Source organism: Embleya sp. NPDC020886, assembly GCF_044333915.1.
In the GTDB taxonomy this organism is placed as follows: Bacteria; Actinomycetota; Actinomycetes; order Streptomycetales; family Streptomycetaceae; genus Embleya.
This window is the reverse complement of the sequence record NZ_JBIRRX010000005.1, coordinates 658,496-683,048: the sequence shown is the minus strand read 5'-3', so window position 1 is coordinate 683,048 and position 24,553 is coordinate 658,496. Positions and strand designations below refer to the sequence as shown.

At 69.3% G+C, this 24,553-nt stretch carries 15 protein-coding genes; 5 read left to right on the top strand and 10 right to left on the bottom strand.

Features of this window, described 5'->3' with window-relative positions; translation table 11 throughout:
* The coding region (locus ACH4U8_RS21935; RefSeq protein WP_395779518.1) for a M4 family metallopeptidase at positions 1-2,144 on the bottom strand (2,144 nt) is incomplete at its 3' end.
* 308 nt (positions 2,145-2,452) lie between these two features.
* Positions 2,453-3,880 carry a helix-turn-helix transcriptional regulator gene (locus tag ACH4U8_RS21930; RefSeq protein WP_360305501.1) on the bottom strand — a complete coding sequence of 476 codons (1,428 nt, stop codon included), beginning with the start codon at positions 3,878-3,880 and terminating at the stop codon, positions 2,453-2,455.
* A gap of 273 nt (positions 3,881-4,153) precedes the next feature.
* On the opposite strand from ACH4U8_RS21930, the gene ACH4U8_RS21925 reads away from it, so the two are divergent.
* Positions 4,154-4,411: an SCO5918 family protein gene (locus ACH4U8_RS21925; RefSeq protein WP_360305503.1), complete on the top strand. Its 258-nt coding sequence runs from the start codon at positions 4,154-4,156 to the stop codon at positions 4,409-4,411.
* Positions 4,412-4,648: 237 nt separating this feature from the next.
* Here the strand turns inward: ACH4U8_RS21925 and ACH4U8_RS21920 are convergent, their stop codons facing one another.
* Positions 4,649-5,143, bottom strand: a complete 495-nt coding sequence (locus tag ACH4U8_RS21920; protein ID WP_360305505.1) for a helix-turn-helix domain-containing protein — start codon at positions 5,141-5,143, stop codon at positions 4,649-4,651.
* A 128-nt stretch (positions 5,144-5,271) separates the two neighbouring features.
* Between ACH4U8_RS21920 and ACH4U8_RS21915 the strand changes: the two genes are divergently transcribed.
* The gene (locus tag ACH4U8_RS21915) at positions 5,272-6,708 is read left to right on the top strand and encodes a DHA2 family efflux MFS transporter permease subunit (protein ID WP_395779516.1); all 1,437 of its coding nucleotides are present in this window, start codon (positions 5,272-5,274) and stop codon (positions 6,706-6,708) included.
* Between the two features lie 134 nt (positions 6,709-6,842).
* Here ACH4U8_RS21915 and ACH4U8_RS21910 read toward each other — a convergent pair whose 3' ends face one another.
* The 3 genes from ACH4U8_RS21910 to ACH4U8_RS21900 form a co-directional block, all read right to left on the bottom strand.
* Complete coding sequence (locus ACH4U8_RS21910; RefSeq protein ID WP_395779514.1) at positions 6,843-7,439, bottom strand: HhH-GPD-type base excision DNA repair protein; 597 nt, start codon at positions 7,437-7,439, stop codon at positions 6,843-6,845.
* A gap of 66 nt (positions 7,440-7,505) precedes the next feature.
* Positions 7,506-8,189 carry a response regulator transcription factor gene (locus ACH4U8_RS21905; protein WP_360305511.1) on the bottom strand — a complete coding sequence of 228 codons (684 nt, stop codon included), beginning with the start codon at positions 8,187-8,189 and terminating at the stop codon, positions 7,506-7,508.
* A complete protein-coding gene (locus ACH4U8_RS21900; protein ID WP_395779512.1) occupies positions 8,186-9,448 on the bottom strand; it encodes a sensor histidine kinase in 1,263 nt (420 codons plus the stop codon). The genes ACH4U8_RS21905 and ACH4U8_RS21900 overlap by 4 nt, the downstream gene beginning before the upstream one ends.
* Before the next feature lie 165 nt (positions 9,449-9,613).
* Between ACH4U8_RS21900 and ACH4U8_RS21895 the strand changes: the two genes are divergently transcribed.
* Genes ACH4U8_RS21895 through ACH4U8_RS21885 form a run of 3 tightly spaced genes read left to right on the top strand, consistent with a single transcriptional unit; the run spans position 9,614 to position 12,815 of the window.
* Complete coding sequence (locus tag ACH4U8_RS21895) at positions 9,614-10,543, top strand: ABC transporter ATP-binding protein (RefSeq protein WP_395779510.1); 930 nt, start codon at positions 9,614-9,616, stop codon at positions 10,541-10,543.
* Positions 10,540-12,030: an ABC transporter permease subunit gene (locus ACH4U8_RS21890; protein WP_395779508.1), complete on the top strand. Its 1,491-nt coding sequence runs from the start codon at positions 10,540-10,542 to the stop codon at positions 12,028-12,030. Before ACH4U8_RS21895 ends, ACH4U8_RS21890 begins: the two co-directional genes overlap by 4 nt.
* Positions 12,027-12,815: an ABC transporter permease gene (locus tag ACH4U8_RS21885; RefSeq protein ID WP_395779506.1), complete on the top strand. Its 789-nt coding sequence runs from the start codon at positions 12,027-12,029 to the stop codon at positions 12,813-12,815. Before ACH4U8_RS21890 ends, ACH4U8_RS21885 begins: the two co-directional genes overlap by 4 nt.
* A 22-nt stretch (positions 12,816-12,837) precedes the next feature.
* Here the strand turns inward: ACH4U8_RS21885 and drmB are convergent, their stop codons facing one another.
* Genes drmB through ACH4U8_RS21865 form a run of 4 tightly spaced genes read right to left on the bottom strand, consistent with a single transcriptional unit; the run spans position 12,838 to position 24,454 of the window.
* Entirely contained in the window at positions 12,838-14,694 is a 1,857-nt protein-coding gene (drmB, locus tag ACH4U8_RS21880; RefSeq protein WP_395779504.1) for a DrmB family protein, read from the bottom strand.
* A gap of 1 nt (position 14,695) precedes the next feature.
* Positions 14,696-17,902 carry a helicase-related protein gene (locus ACH4U8_RS21875; protein WP_395779502.1) on the bottom strand — a complete coding sequence of 1,069 codons (3,207 nt, stop codon included), beginning with the start codon at positions 17,900-17,902 and terminating at the stop codon, positions 14,696-14,698.
* Positions 17,895-19,781 carry a UvrD-helicase domain-containing protein gene (locus ACH4U8_RS21870; RefSeq protein WP_395779500.1) on the bottom strand — a complete coding sequence of 629 codons (1,887 nt, stop codon included), beginning with the start codon at positions 19,779-19,781 and terminating at the stop codon, positions 17,895-17,897. The genes ACH4U8_RS21875 and ACH4U8_RS21870 overlap by 8 nt, the downstream gene beginning before the upstream one ends.
* The gene (locus tag ACH4U8_RS21865) at positions 19,781-24,454 is read right to left on the bottom strand and encodes a DEAD/DEAH box helicase (protein WP_395779498.1); all 4,674 of its coding nucleotides are present in this window, start codon (positions 24,452-24,454) and stop codon (positions 19,781-19,783) included. Before ACH4U8_RS21865 ends, ACH4U8_RS21870 begins: the two co-directional genes overlap by 1 nt.
* Positions 24,455-24,553 lie beyond the last annotated feature (99 nt).

The window sequence follows — 24,553 nt, the reverse complement described above, 5'->3', positions numbered from 1 at the left end:
GCGGAGACGCTGTCGAGGTGGGCGCCGAACATGACGACCGAGTCGGCGGGGCCGCCGGGCCAGTCGGCGATCAGGTTGTTGGAGCGGTAGGTGCAGGAGGTGCAGGTCTGCTCGCTGACGGTGAAGCCCGCGGCCTGGAGCTTGCCCTTGACGTAGGCGACGGAGGCCGTGTAACCCGCGCTGCCCGCACGGCGGTTGCCGCCGTTCTGCGACGCGATCTGGTTGAGCTGGGTCAGGTGCGCCTGGACGTTGGTCACACTGATGTCCGGCGGATCGGTCGGGTTGCCCGGACCGCTGGAGACGGTCAGGTTGTACTGCGCGGTGTGCGTGGCGCTCGTACCGGTACCCGTCACGGTGATCGCGGTGGTGCTCGACGGCGCCGAGGCGCTCGCCGACAGGTTCAGCACGGAGGTGCCACCCGCCTGCACCGTCGCCGGGTTGAACGTGGCGGTCACGCCGGACGGGAGGGGGCCCGCCGACAGGGTGATGTTCTGCGCCGCGCCCTGGGTCACGGAGGTCGTCACGGTCGTGGTCGTGGTGCCACCGGGCGCCACGCTGCCGTTGGTCGGGCTGACGCCGATGGTGAAGTCCGGACCCGGGCTCACGGGACAGGTCGGGTCACCGGTCTGGGCCGGCACGCTGACCGCGTCCCAGGCCGCCTTGGTCTTGCCGAACAGCACACACGTGGGGTCGAGGGTCTTGGCCGCGCTGAGCGTCGCGGTCCGGTACCTCTTGTAGGTCATGCCGCTGGTCTTGAGCAGCATGCCGCCGTAGAAGACCTTGCCGGCCTGCTGGATGCCGACCCCGGTGAGGGTGGTGTTGTTGCAGGTCGGGCTGGCGGGCTTGCCGCCGCCGGGGTTGGTGCCCTCGGCCAGCAGGTAGAACCAGTGGTTCAGCGGGCCGGCCGCCGCGTGCTCCTCGGTGCTCGGGATCGAGGAGCTGTAGCAGTCCGGGTCGCCGTTGGTGGAGGGCTTGTACATGTAGCGGATCGGGCCCTGGCCGACCAGGTTGACGGTCTCGCCGACGGTGTAGTCGGGGACGTCGTACGGCGAGGGCTCGTTGGTGTAAGCCTCGGTCAGCGCACCCATGATGTCGCCGGTGCCCTCGCCCAGACCCGCCTCGCCGCTGGTGCCGCCGGGGGTGTTCTGGTCGATGCCGTGGCCGAATTCGTGGCCGATCACGTCCATCGACGCGATCCACTGGTTCGACTGGTTGTGGCCGATCGTGATGGTCGAGCCGTCCCAGTAGGCGTTGAGCTCGTTGAGGCCGACCTTGACCGGCCAGCTCCCGCCGTTGCCATTGTGCCCGTTGCGACCGAGCCAGTCGCGGAGCATGTTCCATTCCTTCTGCGCCGCCCACATGGCGTCGACGCAGCCGGTCTCCTTGCTCGTCGCCTGGCCGTTGCCCCACGAGTCGGTGGACTTCGTGAAGACCTGGCCGGTGCTGTAGTCGGCGCAGGACAGGCCGGGACGGGTGGTGTCGCGCAGGGTGTAGGAGCCGCTGGTCTGGATGGTCAGCGGGTTCGGGCCGTTCCACTGGCTGTTGCCGGTGCCGGCCTTGACGTCGTCGGTGGTGTCGAGCACCGCTCCGGTGCTCGCGTCGACGAACACGTGCAGCCTGCTGGGCGCGGTCGCGGTACGACCCGCCACCACCGTCTCCCAGGCCAGCGCGCTCTTGTCGTCCTTGACCCGGACGACCAGGCGGTGCGACTCGACCTTGTCCACGACCGCGAGCCTGGCCTTGGAGGTGGCCTCGGCGGCGGCGGCGGTGATGGTCGGCTGGGTGGTGACCGATATGCGTGCTTCGGTGGAGGACTGGGTCGCCCGCACCCGGCCCTTTCCGTCGGCCAGTACCACGGCGTCCCCACCGACGACCGGGAGGCCGCGGTAGGTGCGCTGGTACGCGACCGAGTACAGGTCGTCGACCCACGGGGTCACGACCTGGCGTTCGTACTGCTCGTCGGGCCCCTTGGCGAGGACATCCAGGCCGCTGGCGGCCGCCCGGTCGGCGGCGGATACCGCGAGTGCCTGGGGGTTTGCGGGGGGAGGGGACGGGTCGGCGGCGGCCGACGGTCCGGCCGCGCCGATCGCCAAACCGGCGAGCATGGCCAGGACGGTCCCGGCCGTGGTCGTTCTGCGATTCATCGAGGCTCCTTGGGTGGAAGGCAGACCTCGACCACGTCGCCGGCATGCGCCGCGTACGCCTCGTGAGCGACGCGGGCGACCGTGCAGGCCGGGTTCGTGCCCGAGCGAGCGAAACACTCACACGGGTGTGGGGACTTGGTGAAGTGATCGGCAACGGCCGGCAAATTCTGGCAAACGCCAAGCAGACCCCGGGAGTCGCGGGAGTGCCGGGTCAACCGATCGGGCGGCCGTCGCTGATTTTCGGTGCCTGCTCCGAGGCCGTCTCATCGCCCATCGACAGAGACGGCCGGAGCCGCGCCGACCGCCGCTCAGTGACCGGGCATCTGCTCCAACAGGTCGCGGACCTCGGGCAGATCGCTCCAATGCCGAGTCAGACGTCGGCGCAGGCTCAGCAGTTCCCGATTGGTGGTGGCCGTGCCCAGACCCGCCGCCTCGTGCACCACCGGCGCGGCGGCGAGCACCGCCGCGTCCGGTTGGCCGGCGCACGCGAGCGCGTCCGCCAGGCGCACCGTGAGCAACACCCGCGCCGGTCGCATCGGCACCGGCAGCAGGTCGAGCGCCGCCTGTACCGATTGCACCGCCGCGCGCGCCGAGGGAAGGTCGCCGGTGCGCGCGGCCAGGTCGCGCAGCGCGCCGCCGATGGTGGCCTCCATCCGCAGCCGGCCGGCCAGCCCGGTCAGCCACGGCGCCTCGTCCCGATCGCGTTCGTCGAAGCGCGTCACGTGTCGATGTGCGGTGGTGATGTGCCGACGACACTCGGCGATGTCGCCGTCGAGCGCGTGGCCGCGCGCCTGGTAGAGCTGGGCCAGTGTGGTGATCCAGGCCCGACCGGGGTCCACCGCCTCCAGCGCGCGGGCATAGGCCAGCGCCGCCGCCGCGTCGCCGTCCAGGCGAGCCAGCGAGCACACGTCGCCGAGCAACGACGCGCGGGCGCCCGGGCTCTCGCAGACATCGGCCCAGTTGAGTCCTCGGTCGTACCAGGCCATGCCGATCACGCTCTGCCCCTGCTGCATCCGGAACCGACCGGCGAGCTGGGCGTAGTCGGCCGCGAGTCGGAGCTGCGCGTGCGGCGAACGGCCGTGCGCGTTGAGCGATTCGGCCCAACTGACGATCCGGCGCAGCACGTACTCCACCGAACCGACCAGCCCGGTGGTGGCGCCGCCGTGCAGACCGGCCTGGGTGTAGCCGCCGAGCAGGGCGGTGAGCACGTGTACGACGTCGGGGTCGACGCCGGTGGGGTTGTTCCCGTCGATGTCGCCCAGGATGGTGAGCGCGTCGGCGTACGGGGGCACCTCGCACTCGTGACACCCGTCCTTGCCGTGCAGCGGGCAGGGCAGCCCGTGGTACGGCAGCCGATCGGGCCAGAACCGGTCGGCCAGCGGTGCCAGACCGGCGGGTGCCTCGCCGCCCGGAATCACCGAGAAATGGGTGCGGTGCAGGGCGGGCGGCGGGATCGATCGGCTGGTCAACAGCGCGGACAGGTCCCCGCCGGTGTCCAGCAGATCGTCGAGTCGGCGCGGTAGTCCGGCGGGCGGCTCGCGCAGGCCGGCCTCCAGCTTGCTGATCAGGCTGTGGTGGTAGCCGACGCGTAGCCCGAGCTGCTGTTGCGTCATTCCCGCGAGGCGGCGCCGGGTCCGCAGCGTGCGGCCGAACTCCGCCCACAACGGTGTCGACGCGACCTTTAGCGGTGGGGACGCGACCTTTGTGGTGACGGGCGCGTTCGGGAGCCTGTTCACGTTCGTCCTCCCCGAGTAACTCCGGATGGTCGACGGTTGGTCACTGCCCGGAGCAGGGTGACAGACGGCGGTAGCGGTTGTCTGCGGTGGAACGAGCCATTCCGCTTTTGCCGGATGGGTGTACGGGGCTGGAGCCCGAACCGAGACGACGTGACATATCACCCTGCATCATCCGGCTGCCCCCCGGACGGCGGTCGTGGGGTGTGCTTGCGGCCGGGACTGCGCGAGACTTGCCACACCGGTAGCACTCACCCCTTCCTTTGCTGAGGCACTATGCGCTGCACGATCGCTGGCCAGTCCTTCCACCTGCAGATGAACGAGGTGGAGCGTGCGATGAGCGGGGTCAAGCCCGACCCGATCACCGGCGAATCGGTCCGTATCGGGCGCCGTACCTATCCGGTCAAGCAGGTGGGATCGGTGGTCACGGGACAACTTCCGCGTGATTTCAGCGCGGCGGAGGTCTCGCGGGCGCTCACCAAGCTCGGCTTCACCGTTTTGCCGCCGGCGCCGGCGGCCGAGACCGAACTCTGATCGTTCGGGTCTTTCGGGGCCGCTCGTAGTCGTTCGAAGTCTTGCGGGCCGTGCGGGGACGTTCGAAGTCGCGCGGAGTCGCGCGGAGGCGTTCGAAGTCGCACGGAGCCGTGCGGAGTCGCGCGGAGGCGTTCGGAATCGTTCGCATGGAGGCCGGTCGGGCTGTGTTTGCCCGGCCGGCCTTCGTCGGCCCCGGTCGGTGCCTGCCGTTCTCGGCCTTTTCGGGTCCGGCGTCGGTCAGGCGCTGGGCGTCGCCCGGCTGGGCAGGCCGGCGAGGAGGTCGCCTCGCGCGCCCGGACCGGCCGAGGCGCGCAGGTCGTGCGAGGTCAGCGGTTCGCCGCAGTGTGAGCACACGTGTACGGCCGTGGTGGGTTGGCCGCAGTTGGTGTGCGTGACGATCAGCGGCGGGCCGTCCGGCGCGGCCCACTGGTCGCCCCACTGACGCATCGCGTTGAGTACCGGCCACAAGGTGCGGCCCTTGTCGGTGAGCCGGTAGTCGTACCGTGCCGGTTTGTCCTGGTACGCCTCGCGGACCAGGACGTCGTGCTCGATCAGGTGCTCCAGCCGCTGGGTGAGCACATTGCGGGAAATGCCCAGCCGCTCGTGGAAGTCGTCGAAGCGGGTCACGCCCAGGAAGGCGTCCCGCACGATCAGCATCGTCCACCACTCGCCGGCCACCTCCAGGAACTGGGCGACCGAGCAGGGCATCTCCTGGAAACTCTTCCGACGCATGGCGCCATCCTAACCGGTGAGTCCTTTCATGGAACTCATTGAGTTGCATTATAGAACTTACCCGCTCTACGTTGAGTTTCGTCATAGAACTCATCCGTCATGGAACTCGACCGAGGGGATGCGCCGTCATGGCCGACACCGATCCGGATCACCCACCACGTGCGCTCGCCGCAGTTCTGGTCTGCGCGGGCGTGGTGCTCGTCAACCTCGACCTGTTCATCGTCAACGTGGCGATGCCGTCATTGGCCGAGACCTGGTCACACTCCTCGCTCGCCGACCTGTCCTGGGTGCTCAACGCCTACACCGTGGTGTTCGCCGCGCTCCTGGTCCCCGCCGGCCGACTCTCCGACCGGATCGGCCACCGGCGGGCGTTTCTGGCCGGGACCGCGGTGTTCACCGCGGCGTCCGCGCTGTGCGCCGCGTCGCCGACGCTCGCGGTGCTGGTGATCGCCCGCCTCGGCCAGGCGATCGGCGCCGCGCTGTTGATGCCCGCGTCGTTGGGCCTGTTGCTCACCTCCTATCCGCCCGAGCGGCGCGGCGCGGTGATCAGGGCGTGGGCCGCGATCGGCGGACTCGCCGCCGCCCTCGGGCCGATCCTGGGCGGGCTGCTGCTCGAACCCGGCTGGCGCTGGGTCTTCCTGGTCAACCTGCCGATCGGGGTGGGCACGCTGGTGCTCGGCCTACGGCGGCTGCCCGATCCGGCGCCCACCGACCGCGGGCCGCTGCCCGACCTGCTCGGGGCCGCGTTGTTGACGGTGGCGATCGGCGCGTTGTCGCTGGGCGTGGTCCGGGCGCCGGACTGGGGCTGGTGGTCCGGCCGTACGGTGGCCGTCTGGGCGCTCACCCTGGTCCTGGTGGTGGGCTTCCTGCTGCGCAATGGGCGCCATCCGCGCCCGGTGGTCGAAGGGGCATTGGTGCGCGACCGCACCTATGCGGTGGCCGGCGTCGCCAACACCCTGTTCGGGATCGCGTTCGCCGGGATGTTGATCTCCGGCACGATGTGGATGCAGACCGTGTGGGGCTGGAGCGCGCTGCGCACCGGGCTGGGCACGGTGCCCGGACCGCTGTGCGTGCCGTTCGTGAGCATTGTGGCCGGCCGATACGTGAGCCGGTTCGGACCCGGGCCGCTGGTGGTGCTCGGGGGGCTCTCGTTCAGCGCGGGGTTGGGGTGGTGGATCGTCCGGCTCGAACCGCACGCGCGTTATGCGAGCGACATGCTGCCCGGCTCGATCCTGACCGGTATCGGGGTCGGCCTGATTCTGCCCACGCTGATCGCCACCGCGACCGGGGCGCTGAGTCCGGACCGGTTCGCCACCGGCTCGGGGGTGATCACCATGCTGCGTCAGGTCGGCTCGGCGCTGGGCGTCGCGGTGTTCGTCGCGGCGGTGGGCGCGCCGACGACGCTCGACGGGTACGACCGGGCCTGGTACATCCTCGGCGCGGCGACCCTGCTCACGGCGACGGCGGCGCTGTTCCTGCCGCGACCGGGGCGGGAGCCGGCGACGGGGGGACCGGTGGCGTCGAAGGCCGGGTCGGTGCGGGCCGAAGGGGCGACGGCCGGCTAGCGATCGGCCGGGGTGCGGGGCGGGCCGTCGGGGCCGAACGGGGCCCGGGCCGGTGGGTGTCGTGGCCGGGAATCGGTGCCGGGGGCCGGCCGCGACACCGGGGCGGTCGGGGGCTCTCTCGGTCGGGAGCCCGGTCAGGCGTCCTTCGCCGCCTTGGCGGCCTTGGCCGCGCGCTTGGCCTCCTGCTTGTGTGCCCGGACCTTGGCCAGCGACTCGGGGCCGGTGATGTCGGCCACCGAGCGGTGCGCGCCGGCCTCGCCGTAGCCGCCGGCCGCCTCGCGCCAACCCTTCGGGGTCACGCCGTACTGCTTGCCGAGCAGGGCCAGGAAGATCTGCGCCTTCTGCTTCCCGAAGCCGGGCAGGTCCTGGAGGCGCTTGAGCAACTCCGTGCCGGTCGCCGCGTCGGCCCACACGGCGCTCGCCTTGCCGTCGTAGTGCTCGACCAGGTATCGACACAACTGCTGCACGCGGTTGGCCATCGACCCGGGATAGCGGTGCACGGCGGGCTTGGTGGAGAGCAACTCGGCGAATTCGTCCGGGTCGTACTCGGCGATCTCGTGCGCGTCCAGGTCGGTGCGGCCCAGGCGTTGGGCGATCGTGTACGGGCCGGCGAAGGCCCATTCCATCGGGATCTGCTGATCCAGGAGCATGCCGACCAGCGCCGCCAACGCACTGCGCCCGAGCAATTCGTCCGCCTCGGCCTGCTGGGCGAGGTGCACTGTCGTATTCATCCTTCGATGATCTCCCGGCGGACACCGCACGCGCACTCGGACTCGCCGAGGTGGGGGCGGGGGCGTTCAGTGGCTGCCGGTGCGCGGTACGACCAGTCCCGATTCGTAGGCGACGACCACCGCCTGGACCCGGTCGCGCAGGCCCAGTCGGCGCAACACCCGGCTCACGTGCGACTTGACCGTCTCCTCGCCGACCACCAGGCGGGTGGCGATCTCCGCGTTCGACAGGCCCTCGGCGACCAGACGCAACACGTCGACCTCCCGGGGGGTCAGGTCGGCCAGACCGGGTGGGGCCGGGCGTGGCCGCAGTCGGGTGAACTCGCCGATCAGCCGCCGGGTGACGCTCGGCGCCAGGAGCGCCTCGCCGGCGGCCACCACGCGGACCGCGTCGAAGAGGCGTTCGGCGGTCACGTCCTTGATCAGGAAGCCGCCGGCGCCCGCGACCAGTGCGTCGTAGACGTGCTCGTCCAGGTCGAACGTGGTCAGCATCAGGATCCGGGGCGGCTCGCCGTCGCCGACGTCGGTACGGATGCGCCGGGTCGCCTCGATGCCGTCCATGACCGGCATCCGTACGTCCATCACCACGACGTCCGGCCGCTGCTCGCGGCAACGCGCGATCGCCTCCGCGCCGTCCGCCGCGGTGCCGACCACGACGAAGTCCGGTTGGGTGTCCAGGAGTGCGGCGAAACCGGCCCGGACCACCTCCTGGTCGTCGGCCACCACGATCCGCAACGTCGCCTGCCCGTTCATCCCGTGCCCCCGGCGCCGGCGAACCCGCCGGCGCCGACGGTGCCGCCCGCACCGGCAAGCCCGCCGGCGCCGGGTATGCCGCCGGTGCCGGCCGGCCCACCGGTGCCTGCCGGGCGCGGGGCCGGGAGGGTGGCCTCGACCAGGAAGCCGCCCATCGGCGTCGCCCCGGTACGCACCTCGCCGCCCACGCTCGCAGCGCGCTCGCGCATGCCCGGCAGACCGTGCCCGCCCGGGCCGGCGCCGACGCGCGGGCCCGGTCCGTTGTCGCGCACTCGCACCCGCAACAGGTCTTCGTCGGAGTAGTCGAGCACTACGTCCACGGCGGCTCCGGGGGCGTGGCGGCGAGCATTGGTCAACGACTCCTGGACGATGCGATAGGCCGCCAACTCGACGCCCGGGTCGAGCACCGCGATCCGCCCGTGCACGATCAGCCGCATGCTCGCGCCGGCGAAGTCGCGGGACTCGTCGATCAGATCGAGCAGTTGCTGGAGTCCGGGCTGCGGCCGGCGGGTCGGCTCGGCGCCGGCGTCCTCGCGCAGCACCCCGAGCAGGCGGCGCATCTCGGTCAGCGCGGTGCGGGCCGTGTCGCCGATCGCGAGCAGCCGTTCGGCGCCCTGCTTCGGCATCCCCGGGGTGGTCAGTCGGGCGGTCTCGGCCTGCACCGAGATCATCGAGATGTGGTGGGCCACCACGTCGTGCAACTCCCGGGCAATCCTGGCCCGTTCGCCGCGCGCGGTGAACTCCAGCAGGGTGCTTTCGATCGCGTGCCGGGAGGCGTCCCGCTCGGCGGTGCGGGTGCGGGCGCCGCGCACCCGGATCCGGACCAGCGTCGCCCACGCGGCGAGCAGCGCGACCGAAGCGGCGATCGGCACACCCTGGTAGAGCAGGGCGGTGGGCACCGCGGCCGCGGTCATCGCCACCGCGACCGTCGCCGGCCGGCGCGGCGCGAACAGCAACGGCACCGTCGCGCACAGGCCCAGGATCAGCGCGATCGACAACGTGCCCGCCGCCTGGCCGGAGCGCAGCGCGGTGCGCAACACCGTCTCCGGCAGGGAGAACAGGCCGAGCGCCACCCCCGCGGCGAAGGCGAGGGAACCCCACGGCGGTTCCGTGCGCCATGGGTGGGTCGGCCACGGGTGGGCGGGCCGGCGGGGTCCGCGCCACGGTTGTGCTCGCCGCGGTCGTCCTCGCCACAGCGACTCGCCGCGCCGCCGACCGGGGTCGAGGGCGCGGCCCGGGATCGGATCGCTGTGCTTCATGGCGCCATTGTCTCGGCCGGTCCACCCGGCCCGCTTCCCCCGGGCCGGGGAATCCGCCTCCCCCGTAGCGGGGAGACGGACCGCGGGCTTCCCCCCATGCGGGGAACCCGGTTTGGCTCGCTTGCGTGATGCCTCGGAACCGGTCGCCTTCATAGCCTCGTGGACATGGAAGCAACCATCGAAGTACGCGGACTGCGCAAACGCTACGGCCCGCATACCGCCGTCGACGGGCTGTCGTTCACCGTCGAGCCCGGCCGGGTCACCGGCTTCGTCGGACCCAACGGCGCCGGCAAGTCCACCACGATGCGGATCATCCTCGGCCTGGACCGCCCGGACGACGGCTCCGCACTGGTCGGCGGCCGGCAGTACCACACGCTGCGCACGCCGCTGCGCGAACTGGGCTCGCTGCTGGACGCCGCCGCGCTGCACCCGGCGCGTCCGGCCCGCGACCACCTGTTGTGGATGGCGCACTCCAACGGCCTGCCCGCGCGCCGAGTGGACGACGTTCTGGAGACCGTGGGCCTGACGTCGGCGGCGCGCCGGCCCGCAGGCGGCTTCTCGCTCGGCATGCGGCAGCGGTTGGGCATCGCGGGCGCGCTGCTCGGCGACCCGCCCATGTTGATGCTCGACGAACCGGTCAACGGCCTCGATCCGGAGGGCGTGATGTGGATTCGGGGCTTGCTGCGCTCGCTCGCCGCGGAGGGCCGCGCGGTGCTGGTGTCCAGCCACCTGATGAGCGAACTGGAGGACAGCGCCGACCACCTGGTGGTGATCGGTCGCGGCCGGCTGATCGCCGACACGAGCATCGGCGAGCTGCTCGCGGGTGCCTCCGGCGGGCGGATCCTGCTGCGCACCGCGCAGCGCCGCGAGGCGATGACCGTGCTGACCGGGGTCGGCGCGACCGTCGCGGCCACCGATCGCGACGCGCTGACCGTCACCGGCCTGTCGGCCGAGCGCATCATCGGGCTGCTCACCGAGCACGGCGTGCCGTTCTCCGGGATCGCCGAGCACCGGGCCTCGCTCGAAGAGGCATACATGGAACTCACCCGGGACGCGGTCGACTTCCGCGCCGCCGATGTCGAGGAGCGAGCATGAGCGGCCCCACGACCACGCCCTACCGCAGCCCGCTGACCGGCGGGCGGGACACCTTCGGTCGGCTGCTGCTCGCCGAGTGGACCAAGCTCAGGTCGGTCCGCAGATGGATGCTCACGCTGATCTCGGCGGCCGTGCTGACCATGCTGGTCGGCCTGCTGATCGCAAGCGGCTCCGGCGGCACCCGGGAGGTGACGGGCGGCGGCGCGGGCGGCAAGGTCAGGCTGGCCGACCATTACACCGACGGGGGACAGTTCGTCGAACGCGAGTTGGCCGGCGACGGCGAACTGGTCGCCCGGGTCAACACCCAGGAACGCAGCGCCGGTCGGGCCAAGGCGGGCCTGATGATCCGGGCGAGCGACGCACCCGGCGCGGCCTACGCGGCGGTGGTGGTCACCCCCGACCACGGGGTCCGGTTGCAGAGCGGGTACGACCGCGACCGGGCGGGCGGCGGAGGGCCCGTGCCGCGCTGGCTCAAACTGGTCCGGGCCGGACACACGATCACCGCGTACGAGTCCGCCGACGGCACCGGTTGGCGACGGGTCGGCCGGGTCGACCCGGGGCAACTTCCGCAGACCGCCCGGATCGGGTTGTTCGTCGGCTCCCCGGACGCGGTCGAGGTCGAGCGGCAGTTCGGCAACGAGGGCATCTCCGGGCAGACCACCACCGGCAAGGCCACCTTCGACCACGTGCGACTGACCCCCGCACAGCCGCAACAGCCCACCGGGACCTGGCACAACCGGGTCGGCCCGGACGGTTCGACCGGCCCCTCCGGCCCGGCGGTCGAGCGCCCCGGCGCCGGCCCGCCCCCGGGCTTCACCGAGGTCGACGGCACCTTCACGGTGATCGGCACGGGCGACATCGGCCCCGACCCGTTCGGCGAGGACGGCACCCAGACGATCCTCGGTGGCGTACTGATCGGCCTGATCGCGGTGGTGGCACTCGGCGTCTTGTCGATCACCGCCGAATTCCACCGGGACACGATCCGCACCACGTTCGCGGCCGTACCCCGGCGCGGCCGGGTGCTCGCCGCCAAGGCGATCGTGATCGGCGCGGCCACCTTCGTCGCCGGACTGGTCGGCACCTTCGGCGCGTTCGCCATCACCGGCCCGGTGGAACGCGGCAAGGACCGCATACCGGCCGGCCTGTCCGACCCCAACGTGCTGCGCGCGCTGATCGGTACGGCCGCGCTGCTCGCGGTGGTCGCGGTGTTCGCGCTGGCGATCGGCGCGATCCTGCGCCGAGGCGCGCCCGCGATCGCCGTCGTGCTCGCGCTGCTGTTGATCCCGCGCATCGTCGGCTCGGGCCTGTCGGTGTCCACCGCGACCTGGCTGGAACGGCTCACTCCCGCAGCCGGATTCGCCATCCAACGCACCTTCGACCGCTACGACAGCACGGTCGGCCCGTGGACCGGGCTCGGCGTGATGTGCCTCTACGCCGCGGCCGCCCTGGTCGTCGCCGGATGGCGGCTGCGCCGGCGGGACACATGAGAAACGCCGCCCACGCCGAATGGACCAAGCTGCGCACCGTGCGCTCGACCGGATGGCTGCTGCTCGGCCTGATCGCGGCCACCGTGCTGGTGAGCGCACTGGCCACGTCGGCCATGCACACCTCGCACTGCCCGACCCCGGCCGGCTGCTTCGAGGACATCACCAAGGACAGCCTGATCGGCGTGCGGGTCGGCCAGATCGCCGTCGTCCTGCTCGCGGTATCGGTGATCGGCAACGAATACGGCACCGGGATGATGCACACCTCGCTGACCGCCCACCCCCGCCGCCTCACACTGCTCGCCGGAAAGGCGCTGCCGCTGGCGACGCTGGTCGCCACCGCAAGCACGCTCGCCGTACTCGCGTCGCTGTGGGCGGGGCGCACCATCCTGGCCGGCAACGGCTTCACCCCCGAACACGGCTACCCCACACCGCCCCCCATCGACGGCCCCACCCTGCGCGCGGCCGCCGGCACCATCCTCTACCTGACCCTGATCGCCCTACTCTCCTTCGGCATCGCCCTGCTGATCCGCGACACGGCCGGCGCCCTCACCGTCGTACTGACCCTCCTCTATATCCTCCCGCTCCTGGCCACCGCGATTACCGACCCCGACTGGCACCGCCGCCTCGAAAAACTGACCCCCATGACCGCCGGCCTGGCCATCCAAACCACCCGCAACCTCGACCGACTCCCCATCGCCCCCTGGCCCGGCCTCGCCATACTCGCCGGCTACACGGCAACAGCCCTGCTCCTCGGCACCCTCACCTTCACCCGCCGCGACGCGTGAGCGGGCGAGGATCGGCGATTCGTCAGGCCGTAACGGACGAGTCCTGGCCGATGAACTCGTACAGACCAGGGGCCGTTCCGTCGGGAGTTCCGATCAGGGCCGCGCGATCGAGAAAGCTGTTGTTGGTCTCGCAGCTGGTTTCCGGCAAAAGCACACACGCATGGCAGGCGGCGAGATTGAGGCTGTCCGTGCCGCTCGCCTCCGACTCCATGCACAAGGGATCCGCGGAACACCAGGACACACGTCGCAGTGCGGAATCGATCGACCGGGCGAGCTTGGCCGGTTCGCCTTGGCCGATGATGCCTCCCAGGCTGCCCGCCGAGTCACTGGTCGCCGTGTAGATCAGGACACCGGCCATTTCCGGTGACACGTACAGCCGTTCGCGAAGCGCGGCCGCAGGATACCCGGCGTCGAGACTCCATTCGTTGATCAGGACATGTGCGAGCGTGTGCAGCAGGATGAAGCGCGCGGTGATTTGGGATTCCGCGACGGGATCGCGGCTGCGGTCCCGGAGTTGAAGGCTGTGGTTGGCGCGAATGAGCCGGGACCGGTGTCGCGTTCCGGGCAGGTTCTCCCACGCCGAGACACGGGCCTGGTCGAGTCGGAGGAATACCCCCTCACCGATCACTTCGATGGCCGGCAACCATGCCATCGGCTTCAGGCTCAGAGCTCCGCGCCGCGCGGCGGTGTCGGTGGGCATCGGCATCTCGACTCGGGTGAACCCCTCGAGCACCCGAACCTCGCGGAGCCGCTTGACCAGCATGACCTGCTCGATGGCGGGGACCGGGGCAGCGGTTTCGTCGGCCTTCGGGGGCACGCACACGAAGCGAATGTGGTTCGGGTCCTCCGGCGTGGTTCGGATCAACTTCGCGTACTCCTCCTGGCGAAGCCGGGAGGAGGCTTCGTGGCCGGTCGACGCATCCATCTCGACCGTGCCGTCCAACCTGCTCAGGTCCTCACGCTCGCGGACGGCGAGGATCAGATCTCGAATCGTGTACGTGTCGTCCTTGAGACGATCGAGAAGCCCGAGTTTGAGCGCGTACTTTTCGATCTCTGCGTCCGACTCGTCGCGGAACATCGGGAAGTGTCGGTCGAGCAGACGCTGGAGGGGGCCATCCCACGGCGGAATGGACAGCGCGGAACGCATTCTCGGGAACCAGGCAGCCGACGAGCCACGCTGGAGTGTCCTGGGAACGCGGTTGCACTGCTCCACGGGAGCCGCCGCCCCCAGCCAGGGCCGCCGCCCCGCGCACCGGATTCCGATCTTGCCGAGGGCCATGCCACTGAACGCTCCCTCCATGGAGGCCTGTTTTCCGCACGTGCATCGGATGACAACTCCGCGAAGCGAAGCCGTGCGCCGGTCGGTGTGCAGGCTGAGCCGGTGTCCGGTGGCCGTGGACGGTTCCGATCGGCTGTGCACCCACATCCAGTAGGGGAAGTCGTCGAGGTGCCCGTCACCGCATGCCACGACGAATCGCGACGGGGTGAGATCGACGAGGCATTCGGGGCAGCGGCTTCTATTCGGAGGTGAGGCGAACTTGCCCCACTGCTGCAGTTTGTGACAACCGCGACAGGAGTAGATCGCGGGAAATCGGCGGACGCGTACCCCGTCCCCACTTGGCGGCGAAGCGGCCGGCGGCAGGCGGAAGTCCGCCACGCCCAGCCGAGCCGACAAGCGCGGTTCGCTGACCACCGACGCGTCGTCGTCGACTTTCCACGAGTCCAATCCACTGACAATGAAGGATTGCTCGCCGATCGCGATCATCGCGCCCACCCCGTACGTGGTGATCTGCTGGGCTCGCCGCACAGCGCCGATCGGCTTGCGCGCGGGGGGACGGGGGACCGTGGCAGACGCCGACTTTCCGGATCGAAGGGCCATGTCAGTTCTCCAGGTAGAGGTCGGATTCCGCGTCCACATCCCGGAGACTCCAAGGTGTGGCGGCGTACGCGTCACCCAGGTCCTCGTCCTCGTGTGCACGCAGCAGGGCGGTGTCCTCGGCTCGGGTCTCGCTTCGCTTCCAGCGATAGGGCGCCTCGTAGACGACCTCGGTATTCTGCTCGGCCAAAGCCCGCCAGTGTTCGATGATGTCGTCCAAGTGGGCGGCGGTAGCCTGGTGTTCCTCGGGGGCAATGGCGTGCACCCGAGTGAGCACCAGCGCTCGCAGATCCACCAGCTTCTCGTGGAAGCGCTCCACCCGGGCCGCGCCCGAGTTGGGCCGGGCCTCGCGGATCATCAAGCGGGCCAGGCCGATGAACATGGCGTGCAGTGCGCGGTCGCGAGCACGGGTCGAAAAGGGCGTCACACTGGTGGACTCGACCTGGCGGTACAGGGCCGAATGGTATGAGGCGAAGCTTTCGTAGTGTGAGCGGTCGCGCGAACGAGCTCCGTTGAGCAGGGTCACGACGAGACCCGGATATCTGCGACCGACCCTGCTGGTGGCCTGGATGTACTCCGCCGTGGTTTGCGGCTGGCCCATGACCACCATGAGGCCCAGTCGGTCGACGTCCACTCCGACGGAGATCATGTTGGTGGCGAGCACGGTGTCCAAGGGGGACGCCGGCAAGGCGGTTTCCAGCTCCTGGAGGTACCGCGGGATGTCGCTCGAAGGGATTCGACTCGTCAGTTCGGCGTGCCGATCCACTACGCAGGAAGCGGAACCGGAGCGTTCGACCAGTTGCCGCAGCCGGGCCTGCACATCGTCCGCGACCTGCAACTCGGCGGCGGCGAGGAGCCGGAGGCTGTTGAAGTAGCCGATCAAGGTCCAGTAGGGATCGCGGACGGCATCGACCGCAGCGAATGTCCGCGTGCTGTGCAGCAATGAAGCGTACGTGCGGACCAGCAGGGCTGCCTGGCTGACGCTCGGCGTCAGCACCCCGACATAGCGTCGGCCCGCCTTCGAGTCCGGTGGCGTTTCGACGGAGAACCAGGTGTCCCGGGTATCCAGACCGGGCGGAGGAAACTGCCGGACCTCGCGATCGAACAAGGCCCTGCCCTGCTCCCGCGCGCGACGGATCGTTGCGGTGGAGGCGATTACCTTCGGTCGGTCCGCGGCGATGTCGACGGCCGTTTCGTACAGGCCGGCCAACGTGCCCAACGGCCCCGAAATCAAGTGGAGTTCGTCTTGGATTACCAACTCGGGCGGGGGGATCGAATCGGCCCGATCGCGGTTGAAGAGTGCGGCCACATCCGCGCGCCAGGCCAGTTGGGCGAATTTGTCGGCCGTGGCGATCACCAGGGTCGGTCGCGCGTCGTACAGGGCCTCGTCGACCAGGTGCACCGGAATCCCCTGGGCGAAGTCGCAAGTCTTCGTACGGCAAAGGACATACATTCGCTTGAGCGCCGATTCGACGCGATAGTCGTTGTCGTCGAGCGGGGTTCCGCACCACGGGCATCGGCGCAGTTGTACGGGATTCATCTTGTCCAGGACTCGGCGTTCGCGCAGCTCCTGCAGCTTGCCTGCGGCATCCTTGAGCGAGTTCGGCGTGGCGTCCTTTCCGACCCACATGCCGAGTGACATCTCCTCCGTGCCGTATCGCTGCGGGTTTTGGCGACGGACCCATTCCATGGCACACAACAGGGCCGCTGCACGCTCGAACTGTTGCAGTGTCAGTAGGCGGAGGGTGTACCGCATGAGCACCGTGACCCCGCCACCGCGTGGCCCCAGTCGCATTCTGCGCAGGAATGTGGTGAAGGCGACCAGTCCCAGATATGCCTCGGTTTTTCCGCCCCCGGTCGGGAACCACAGCAGGTCCGCGAGTTCGCGGTCGGGATGCGCGGGGTCGGCGATGCCTTCGATACACAACAGGAGGAAGCCGATCTGGAACGGCCGCCAGGTGCCGGTCGGCTCGGGTTCGCCAACGCCTCCCGCGCGCACCCACGATGTGCGCCCGCGTTGGATCGCCATGACTCGATTGGCGAGCCGGAACGCCTCCAGTGCTTCGGGGTCGTGCTCCAGCAGTCTGATGCCCGCGAGCATGCGTTCTCGCGCGGCCCGGCAGAGTTGCACGTGTTCGGTGCCGGCCACCCGGAGTCGGGCGTCCGGCAGGTAACCGGACTCCGCGGCGCGATCCTCGATCCAGCCCGCGTAGCCGGCGACGAGGGCGTGCAGCGACGCGAACACCTCGTGGTCGGCCGCATGCGAGAGGTGATCCATACCCAGGTGGCGATCGTCGATCTCCGGATTCGAGTCGGTCGGCAGCACTTCGTACGAGGGGACGAACTCCGTCCAGACCGCGGGCACGGCAGCACGATCTCCGACCGTGTCCGCCGACGTGCGCGGGCGCGGAGGAATCCAGGCCCAGGCCGCGGCGCATCCGTGGCCGGCGGCGAACGCCGGGGCATGTCGGTGCAGGAGTCTCGAAGCATCGGCTTCGACATCGCTGTCACCGGTGAATGGGCGCTCCACGAAGATCGGCTTGCCGTCGGGTGCTTCGACTCGAATCACCGGTTGAAAGACGCAATACGCGTCCTGGAGGTCGTACTCGCCGACCAGCGCCGTGTTCACCAGTGTCGCGGTGATCGCCACCACACCGTGCGGGTCCGGTTGGCGTACGCGCAGCCGCAGTTCGAGGTCCGTGGTCAGTACGACGGGCGCCGGGAGTCCCTGCCGAAGGTCTACCGTCACCGATTCCGGCAACAGCGCCTCGCGTCGCCAAAGGAGATCCTGCTCATCCGTGGTGCGACGTTCGGGGCGTTCGGCCTCGACGGGGTTCCCGGAGCGATCCGTCGGCCGATATCGGGCTCCCCGGACGGTGACGGTCAGGAGCCGGCCACGCGTCGTGTCGACCGCGAACGTGAGCCCCATCGAGGACGGCCGGCGCACGTTCGCCAAGGCGATGCCGAGATCGGGTACGTCCTCGGGTCCGGGTCCGTCGGGGTCGAGATCGATGCTCAGGATTTCCTCGTGGGCTCGTGCCCGCGAAGTACTGCGTGGGAAGAGGATGCCGGTGATGTAGGACGTGATCGGAGTGTCTGACAGAACCTCGTTCGTGCCACCGGTCGGGCCCAGGACGTCCGCGCGAAGCTCGTCCACGAGTTGGTCGCGGAACATGCGGTGCTCGGTGTGCGGTTCGGTTCGCTCAGTCATCGGTCGCGTCTCCGCTCGAACGGGTATCGGAGCCGAAGCGGCCCAAGCCGATCAGTCGTGGTGCCAGCCAGTTGCCGTGCCCGCCGATACCGGCGATCGCCGCGGAAGCCGCACTTCCGACGACGGTTTCCACGGTGTCGATCCGCAACCGCGACACGCTTCGCGGCCAACGAGCCGCGGCCGCGTCGCGCCGATCGTGGACATGGGTGTGGAGGTCACGACGAAAGCATTCCGAGGTCGCGCCGATGGCTCGGCCCGCGTGTGAGATCACGTAGTGCGGGGCGAGCATCGAGCCGTCCGGAGCACCGTCTCGGTGGCCGGATTCCACCCGTGTGAGGATCACCGCGTCTCCCGTGTGCACCTCTGTCCGCAGATACTCCTGCAACGCGACGGGATCCGCCTCGAATCCATACGTCCCGGCGGGATCGGTCGTGTGCACGTCGCCCGAACGAACCTCCAGTCCCCATCGATGGTGGCGGGCCGGCCCGCCACGCGCCCACCGACCGGTCGCCGTGTCCTTGCGCACGAAGCGCATCTCGGGTGGAGCGAGTCTGTACAGGGATTCTCGGGCGCGAGTCATCGCCACGAACAGAACACGGGCCTCCTCGGCGGCATCGACGAATCCCGCATCGGGCAGGTCGCCGGGGTCGACGACCAGGACCCGATCGAACTCCGAACCCTTGGCGCGATGCGTGGTGGACACCGACAACAACGTTGCCGCGCGGTCGCTGAGTTCGTCGCCGATGGATCCCTTGGCCACGGCCGCGTGCAACCCGGAAAGGTCAAGGGTGTTCGGGGAGCCTCGCCCTACGGCATTGCGGAGCGAGCGCCAGGTCCGGTCCGGATCCAGGTCCGGCGCGAGCCGTCCCAGGGCTTCCAGGAACACCACGCGAGACATGACGGGGTCGGCACTGCGAAGCATCGTGTCGACCCAGCCGGGCACCACATGGTCACTTGCGGCCCGACGCACACTGTGATCGATTCGACCACGGTGCAGTTCCTCGGCGATGAGCAGAGCCTGCCCGTTGTCGCGACACAGGATCGCCGTCGTCTCGTGGCCCGCCGACAACGCGTCGCGGACGAACGGAACGGCAAGATCTCCGAAGTCCTCCAGCTCCAGCAGTTCGGTGCGCAGCGCTCGGTGCAGGTCGCGTTTCGCCGCGTCGCTTCCCTCGACGGCCAACACCGAGGCGTGACGTAGCACCTTGCGCGTTTCGGCGGTGCGGGCTCGGAAGTTCGTTTCGAGGGTGAGTTCCACCAACTCGTCGGCGAAGAAGGTACGCAGCCAGGTCACGAAGTCCCCGGCCCCGAACCGACGTCCGGTGGAGTCGGCGGTTTGGAAGCCGTAGATCGCCTGCGCGGGATCACCGACGAGTGTGAAGCCCGCATCGAAACGCTCGAGCAGCGCTCGGACCATGAGCTGACGAATACCCACCAGGTCCTGTACCTCGTCGATGAGGACGTGGGCGAGGTCGGCGTGCACGTGGTCCGTCTTCCCGCTCGTGATCGCCGTCGTGACCTCGTTGATCCGATGGTCGAAGGACAGCCGGTGCCAATCGACGGTCGCCTCGACGGCACCGAGAACTTCCAGGGCCCACGCGTCGAAGGTCAGCACCCTGATCCCGCGGGCACCATCGGTGTCCCGGGCCAGCCGGGTGCGCAGCTCGCGGACGGCGGCTCGCGAGAAGGTCAGCACGAGAATGTTGCCCGCGTCCAGGTCTTCCCGCTCGACCAGCAACTCCAGCCTGCGGGTCAGGGTATGGGTCTTTCCGGTGCCCGCACCGGCGGTGACGAACAACGGCGTTCGTGCCGGCTGCTCGATGATTTGCCTCTGCTCGACCGTGGGCGCCGGGGTTTCGGGTGAAAGCCGAGGCGTCATCACTTGTTCCACAGGTACTCGAACTGGGTGTAGGCGAGGTCGCGGCCAAAATTCTCGATATTGTCGCGGACGTTGAGAATCAGACAGCTTTCCTTGCCGCCGTTGACCGGGCCGCGGAGTCCACGACCGATCATTTGAATGTAGGTGTTCGGGCTGTACGTGGGGCGGGCAACCACCACCGCGCGCACGGCAGGTGCATCGAACCCCTGTGTGAACACGTTGTAGTTGGTGAGTACTCGGATCCGTCCCGCCCGAAAGTCGTCCACCCGGCGGGTGCGCAGGCCACTGCGGGTGGTGCCGTCGACCTGAGCGGAGGTTACGCCTCGCTCGTTCAGCAGGGCGGTGAGGATCTTCGAGTGTTCGACGGAGGTCGCGAAAACGAGGACGGGCCAGCTCGGGTCGAGCTGTTCGATCTCCGCCAGGATGCGCTTGGTGCGTTGGGTGTTCTCGGCGAGATCCTTGGTGACCGCATCGGGCAGCGACATGCTGTTGTTGTTGTCCGTCTCGGCACGCTGTTCGGCGGTGAGTGTGACGGTATGCCCCTCGAGTTCGCGTTGCTCGACCTGCGAGAGCACCCCGATGCGCTGCAGATGCGGGTACGGATTGTTCTCGTCCTCGCCGATGAAGACTCCGTGGTCGAGGCGTTGTTGCCCGAAGCGCAGGGCGAGCCGCCGGGTCTCCTCCACGTTGTTGCCGCGGAAGGGGGTTGCGGTGAGCCCTACCAGCGGACGTGCCGTCCGGTGCTGGGTGATGCCGAGCTGGTCCAGGATGTGGGTATAGCTGCGCGGGATCGCGAAGTGTGCCTCGTCCACGATCACGACCGAGGCCTCGCGTAGCCACGCGTAGCCGTCGGTTGCGATGTGCCGGTGGACCGACTCGTCCACCGCAACGACCAACTGTGGCCCCGAGGAGACCGGTTGGGCCCGATGGCCGGTCCACATGCGGCTGATCCGCAGCGGGACCTGCGGACCGAGTTGGGACCAGACGGACTTCCATGTTTCGATCGCCTGTTCGCACAGCTCGGCGCTCTGCGCGATCCACAGGACCGGGCCGTTCAGGTGCCCGTCCCCGAGCGCGCGGATCGTGGCCTCGGCGGCCACCCGGGTCTTGCCGGCCCCGGTCGGAAGCCGAAGCATCGCCCGCCCGGGATTGCTCTCCAGCAGCAGCCGGTACATGTTCGCGGCGATCAGTTCCTGGTAGCTGTGCAGCCGGGGAAAATCGCGCGGTCCCGGGACGTCCTCGAACGACACGGGCGTCGTCATGTCGGCGCTGCCTGCCCAACTCGCGGGGAAGCCGTACTCGCGGACGAACTTGAGCGCGGTGCTGCCGCCCACCCATTGCATGGGCGCCGGGAATCCGTGCTCGCGAAGCGCGGGGGCAAGTGCCCGCAGGACGTCGTCGCCGTGCGCGGCGATGACGAGCCGAGCCACTCGGACATCGTCGGGAACGACATGATTGATCGCCCGGTCGGCGGTCGCCAGCCCCTCGGGAAGGTGCTCCCGGAGCTCTTCCACGCCGACTGCGAGCAGGAGTTTGCAGGCCGGGTCCGGCTCACGGCGCACGGTGACGAAGCGCTGGTCGTGTCGGTGCTTCTCCTGGAGGTCCAGCAGCGCTTGGCAGCGACCTCGGTCCAGGTCCAGACCCAGGGCTCGGCAGACGGCCATCAGCACGGAGAGATCGTCGTCGGCGGTCCGCACGAGTACGAGGCCGTGATCGATCGCCTCGTCGAGTTCCTGCTCGCGGCGGCCGTTCGGAGTGAGAACGACCTGGGTCAGCGACGAGCACTGGGTCAACCGCAGATCCGTTCGTCCGGACAACCAGGGGCGCAGCCGCGGAAACAGGTCGATCAGCGGTACGGTTTCGCCCTCGGCCGTGTACTCCAACTGCTTGCTGATCAACCCTTGGGGATCCTTCATTCCCCAGGCGCCGTCGATCATCCGGCGGGCGTCCGCCTCCGCGGGGACGAGCAGGGCGGGCAGACCTTCGCGATTGAGGGCGCGGAAGACCTCGGGGTCGGCGGTAACGGCGATTTCGTCGTCTGCACGGGTGGTCCATTCCGCTCCCACTCGACATCGGGTTGCACTGTCTTCGGGCCAGGGCACGTCGGGGACCAACACCAGTAGGGCATAGGCCCGTCCCACGAAACGGTCGTCGGTACCGACGGCGATCCGCTCGAACAGTTCCGACCACAACAGGTCGGGCACCGACGTCAAGTCCGAGGGAATCCGCAGTGTTTCGGCGACGTACTCGTCGATTTCCGCCACCGGCAGCAGATCGCGGTAGGCACCGAGAGACGGCGCCACGCACTGGGTGACCTTGCGCAGGCCCAGTGACGTGGGTACGGCGCCCTGGCGCTGGACATACCAGGTCAGTGGCGAGGGGATGGACGCGCTACGCATGGTGCGACGGTTCACGCTCATCGTCCAGTCGGCGACCACGCCGAGTGGCGGAAGCGCCCTGACGAACGCTGCCCGCCCCGCGACGGACAGTTGCTTCAGTACGTGCAGGGGCCCGGCCGGGTAAGCGCCCTCGAAGGCGAAGGCAGAGAGCGAGGGCCGGCTTTCGGCAGCCTTCAACTGCCTGCAGTAGACGGTTCGGTAGTACTCCCGGTATTCCTCGAACCAGGGATCATGACGTGGGTCGCACGACGGCGCCGGCCGGTCCGACATCCCCAGTGCACGAAGCACGGCCCCATCCGGCTGGTGGAAGCCGGGGTCGACCAGGACCTGCGCGTCCCGGGATCCGTCTGCGGGGATCACCGATCCGGCGAGCAGGCAATCGCGCATCGGCCGGAAGGTTCGATCCGCGGTGCGGACGTGGATCTGCCGTCCCGGGGTGGCCATCTTCCGTTTGATCTCGTCGGCCGCCGGAGCACCGACTCGGCGCACCAGGTCCCAGAATTCCGTCCATTCCCGGTCGCCGTATCGAACGAACCCCCGATCGAGCACCGCGCGGAACCGGCCGTTGGCGTCGGCTTCGGGAATACCCAGGATGTCCAGGGCGCGGGCGGCTTCCGGATCCGAGACGACCAGGGGATGTACGTACGTCAGGTTGTCCCGCAGGCTCGTTGCGGTCGTGCTGCGGCGAAAGACCTCACCGGTGCGTGGCGCGATGAAGCGATCGTCCTGGGTGAGCAGGATGTTTGCGGTGGCGGCAAGGTCGGCGTGCGTCGAGTTCTGTGCACGCATGTCGGCGACGATTCTGAGCGCGAGTGCGGATCCCGCCGCGGATCGATCGGCGACCAGCGCCTCGAGCCATTGCCGGACCGACGCCGTGGGGATCCCCGAGCGGTCCATGATGTCCCTTACGCGCGAACGCCGTTCGCGACTTTCCACGCTGTGATGGACCCACGCGCGTGGGCGACCCGAGTGTTTCGACCACAAGGCGAGCCACTGCGGTTTCAAGTCCTCGGGATGCAGATGTAGGACGGTCGGAAGCGACAACCGGCCGGTCTGGTCGGGCAGCGACGGCCGCTTCGACGCAGCGTCGAGGATCGTGTCGCCGAGCAACTTGTCGGCCCATTGCGCGGCTTCTCGTCCACGGGCGGTCAGCAGCGGGAGATACGATCCGGGGTCGTTGTCGTCCAGCAGTTTCGGCAGGAACTCGACGATCATCGTTGCGGTGGCGGTGATCAGTTCGGTGTTGAAGTCGCTCTGGAGGAGGTTCTGCCGGTCCTCGTTCGTCTTCCACGCGGCATTGACCACACCGGTCAACGTGGTGTCGTAGTTCGTCGGGAAGAAGGCCCAGAACCGGCCGCGTTCCCCACGCGCTCGTACGCCCTTCTCCGGAACCGCCCACGACAGCCTGATGACCGGCCGGTTGTGCAACTCGCCCGCGGTCTCGCGTGCCTCGGCGGTGGGTTCGTGATCGATGGCGAACACGCGCCAGCGTTCGTTGCGGACTTCTCGTCCGTCACCCTCTTCTCGAATGGTGTGCAGATCGCCCTCCGAGTGATGCGTGAGGACACGTCGCGCCGTCCGGCCGGGGCAACGATCCTCGATCACGACGCTTGCCACGTGATCGGAGAACAACGGGAAGTGGGACGGGAAGTTCTCCAGGTCCCGCGCCAGTCTCTGCGCCGCATTCGGCTTCAGAGGCAGGACCACGACCGTGGATGCCCACGTCATCAACTCGTCGAGGACGAGGTCGGTGGTGCGCTCGGTGATCAGATCCAACGGTTTGGCCATGCGTAACACCGGAGTTTCGCCGGCTGTCGGCACGACCGACCGGATGAGCGTGGCGGACCACTCCCGATCGAATCCGAAGCTGCCCGATGTACTGAAGAACCGCGGGGTGTCGGAGACGCTGAGGACGGACTTGACGCCGACACCGAAGCGGCCGATTTGTCCACCCCGCTTACGCGAGACGCTCATTCGCAAAATCGTCTCGGCGCCGTCGGCGGTGATCGGCGAGCCGGAATTCGCGCAGTAGAGGTGCGTCTCGGTGAGGACCACGTGAATTCGTCCGTCGTCCGAGCCGCCGATCTCGTCGGCACCGTTCTGCACGAGTTCGAAGACTTGCCGCTCGCCGTAGCCGCCCTGGGTGATCCGGCGTTCGCCGTTGGCGTGCTCCTCCACGTGCCCGGGATCGGCGTGATAGACGCGGAGCGTGCTTTCGGAAAGAGCGATCACACGTTGGGCGACATCGGCGGCAGGTGGGGGAAGGGCATCCACGGCTGAGACTCCTTGGACCGGGCTCTGATGAGGGACAGGCGTGTGCGAAGGCGGATGCGCTCCCCGCGTACACGGCGGTCCGCCGGCCTCCGGGCAGCG

What these genes read in the sequence shown, in the direction of transcription:
- ACH4U8_RS21925 (WP_360305503.1), top strand. Translation starts at nt 4,154, where the DNA reads ATGCGCTGCACGATCGCTGGCCAGTCCTTCCACCTGCAGATGAACGAG.
- ACH4U8_RS21920 (WP_360305505.1), bottom strand. Translation starts at nt 5,143, where the DNA reads ATGCGTCGGAAGAGTTTCCAGGAGATGCCCTGCTCGGTCGCCCAGTTC.
- ACH4U8_RS21915 (WP_395779516.1), top strand. Translation starts at nt 5,272, where the DNA reads ATGGCCGACACCGATCCGGATCACCCACCACGTGCGCTCGCCGCAGTT.
- ACH4U8_RS21910 (WP_395779514.1), bottom strand. Translation starts at nt 7,439, where the DNA reads ATGAATACGACAGTGCACCTCGCCCAGCAGGCCGAGGCGGACGAATTG.
- ACH4U8_RS21905 (WP_360305511.1), bottom strand. Translation starts at nt 8,189, where the DNA reads ATGAACGGGCAGGCGACGTTGCGGATCGTGGTGGCCGACGACCAGGAG.
- ACH4U8_RS21900 (WP_395779512.1), bottom strand. Translation starts at nt 9,448, where the DNA reads ATGAAGCACAGCGATCCGATCCCGGGCCGCGCCCTCGACCCCGGTCGG.
- ACH4U8_RS21895 (WP_395779510.1), top strand. Translation starts at nt 9,614, where the DNA reads ATGGAAGCAACCATCGAAGTACGCGGACTGCGCAAACGCTACGGCCCG.
- ACH4U8_RS21890 (WP_395779508.1), top strand. Translation starts at nt 10,540, where the DNA reads ATGAGCGGCCCCACGACCACGCCCTACCGCAGCCCGCTGACCGGCGGG.
- ACH4U8_RS21885 (WP_395779506.1), top strand. Translation starts at nt 12,027, where the DNA reads ATGAGAAACGCCGCCCACGCCGAATGGACCAAGCTGCGCACCGTGCGC.
- drmB (WP_395779504.1), bottom strand. Translation starts at nt 14,694, where the DNA reads ATGGCCCTTCGATCCGGAAAGTCGGCGTCTGCCACGGTCCCCCGTCCC.
- ACH4U8_RS21875 (WP_395779502.1), bottom strand. Translation starts at nt 17,902, where the DNA reads ATGACTGAGCGAACCGAACCGCACACCGAGCACCGCATGTTCCGCGAC.
- ACH4U8_RS21870 (WP_395779500.1), bottom strand. Translation starts at nt 19,781, where the DNA reads ATGACGCCTCGGCTTTCACCCGAAACCCCGGCGCCCACGGTCGAGCAG.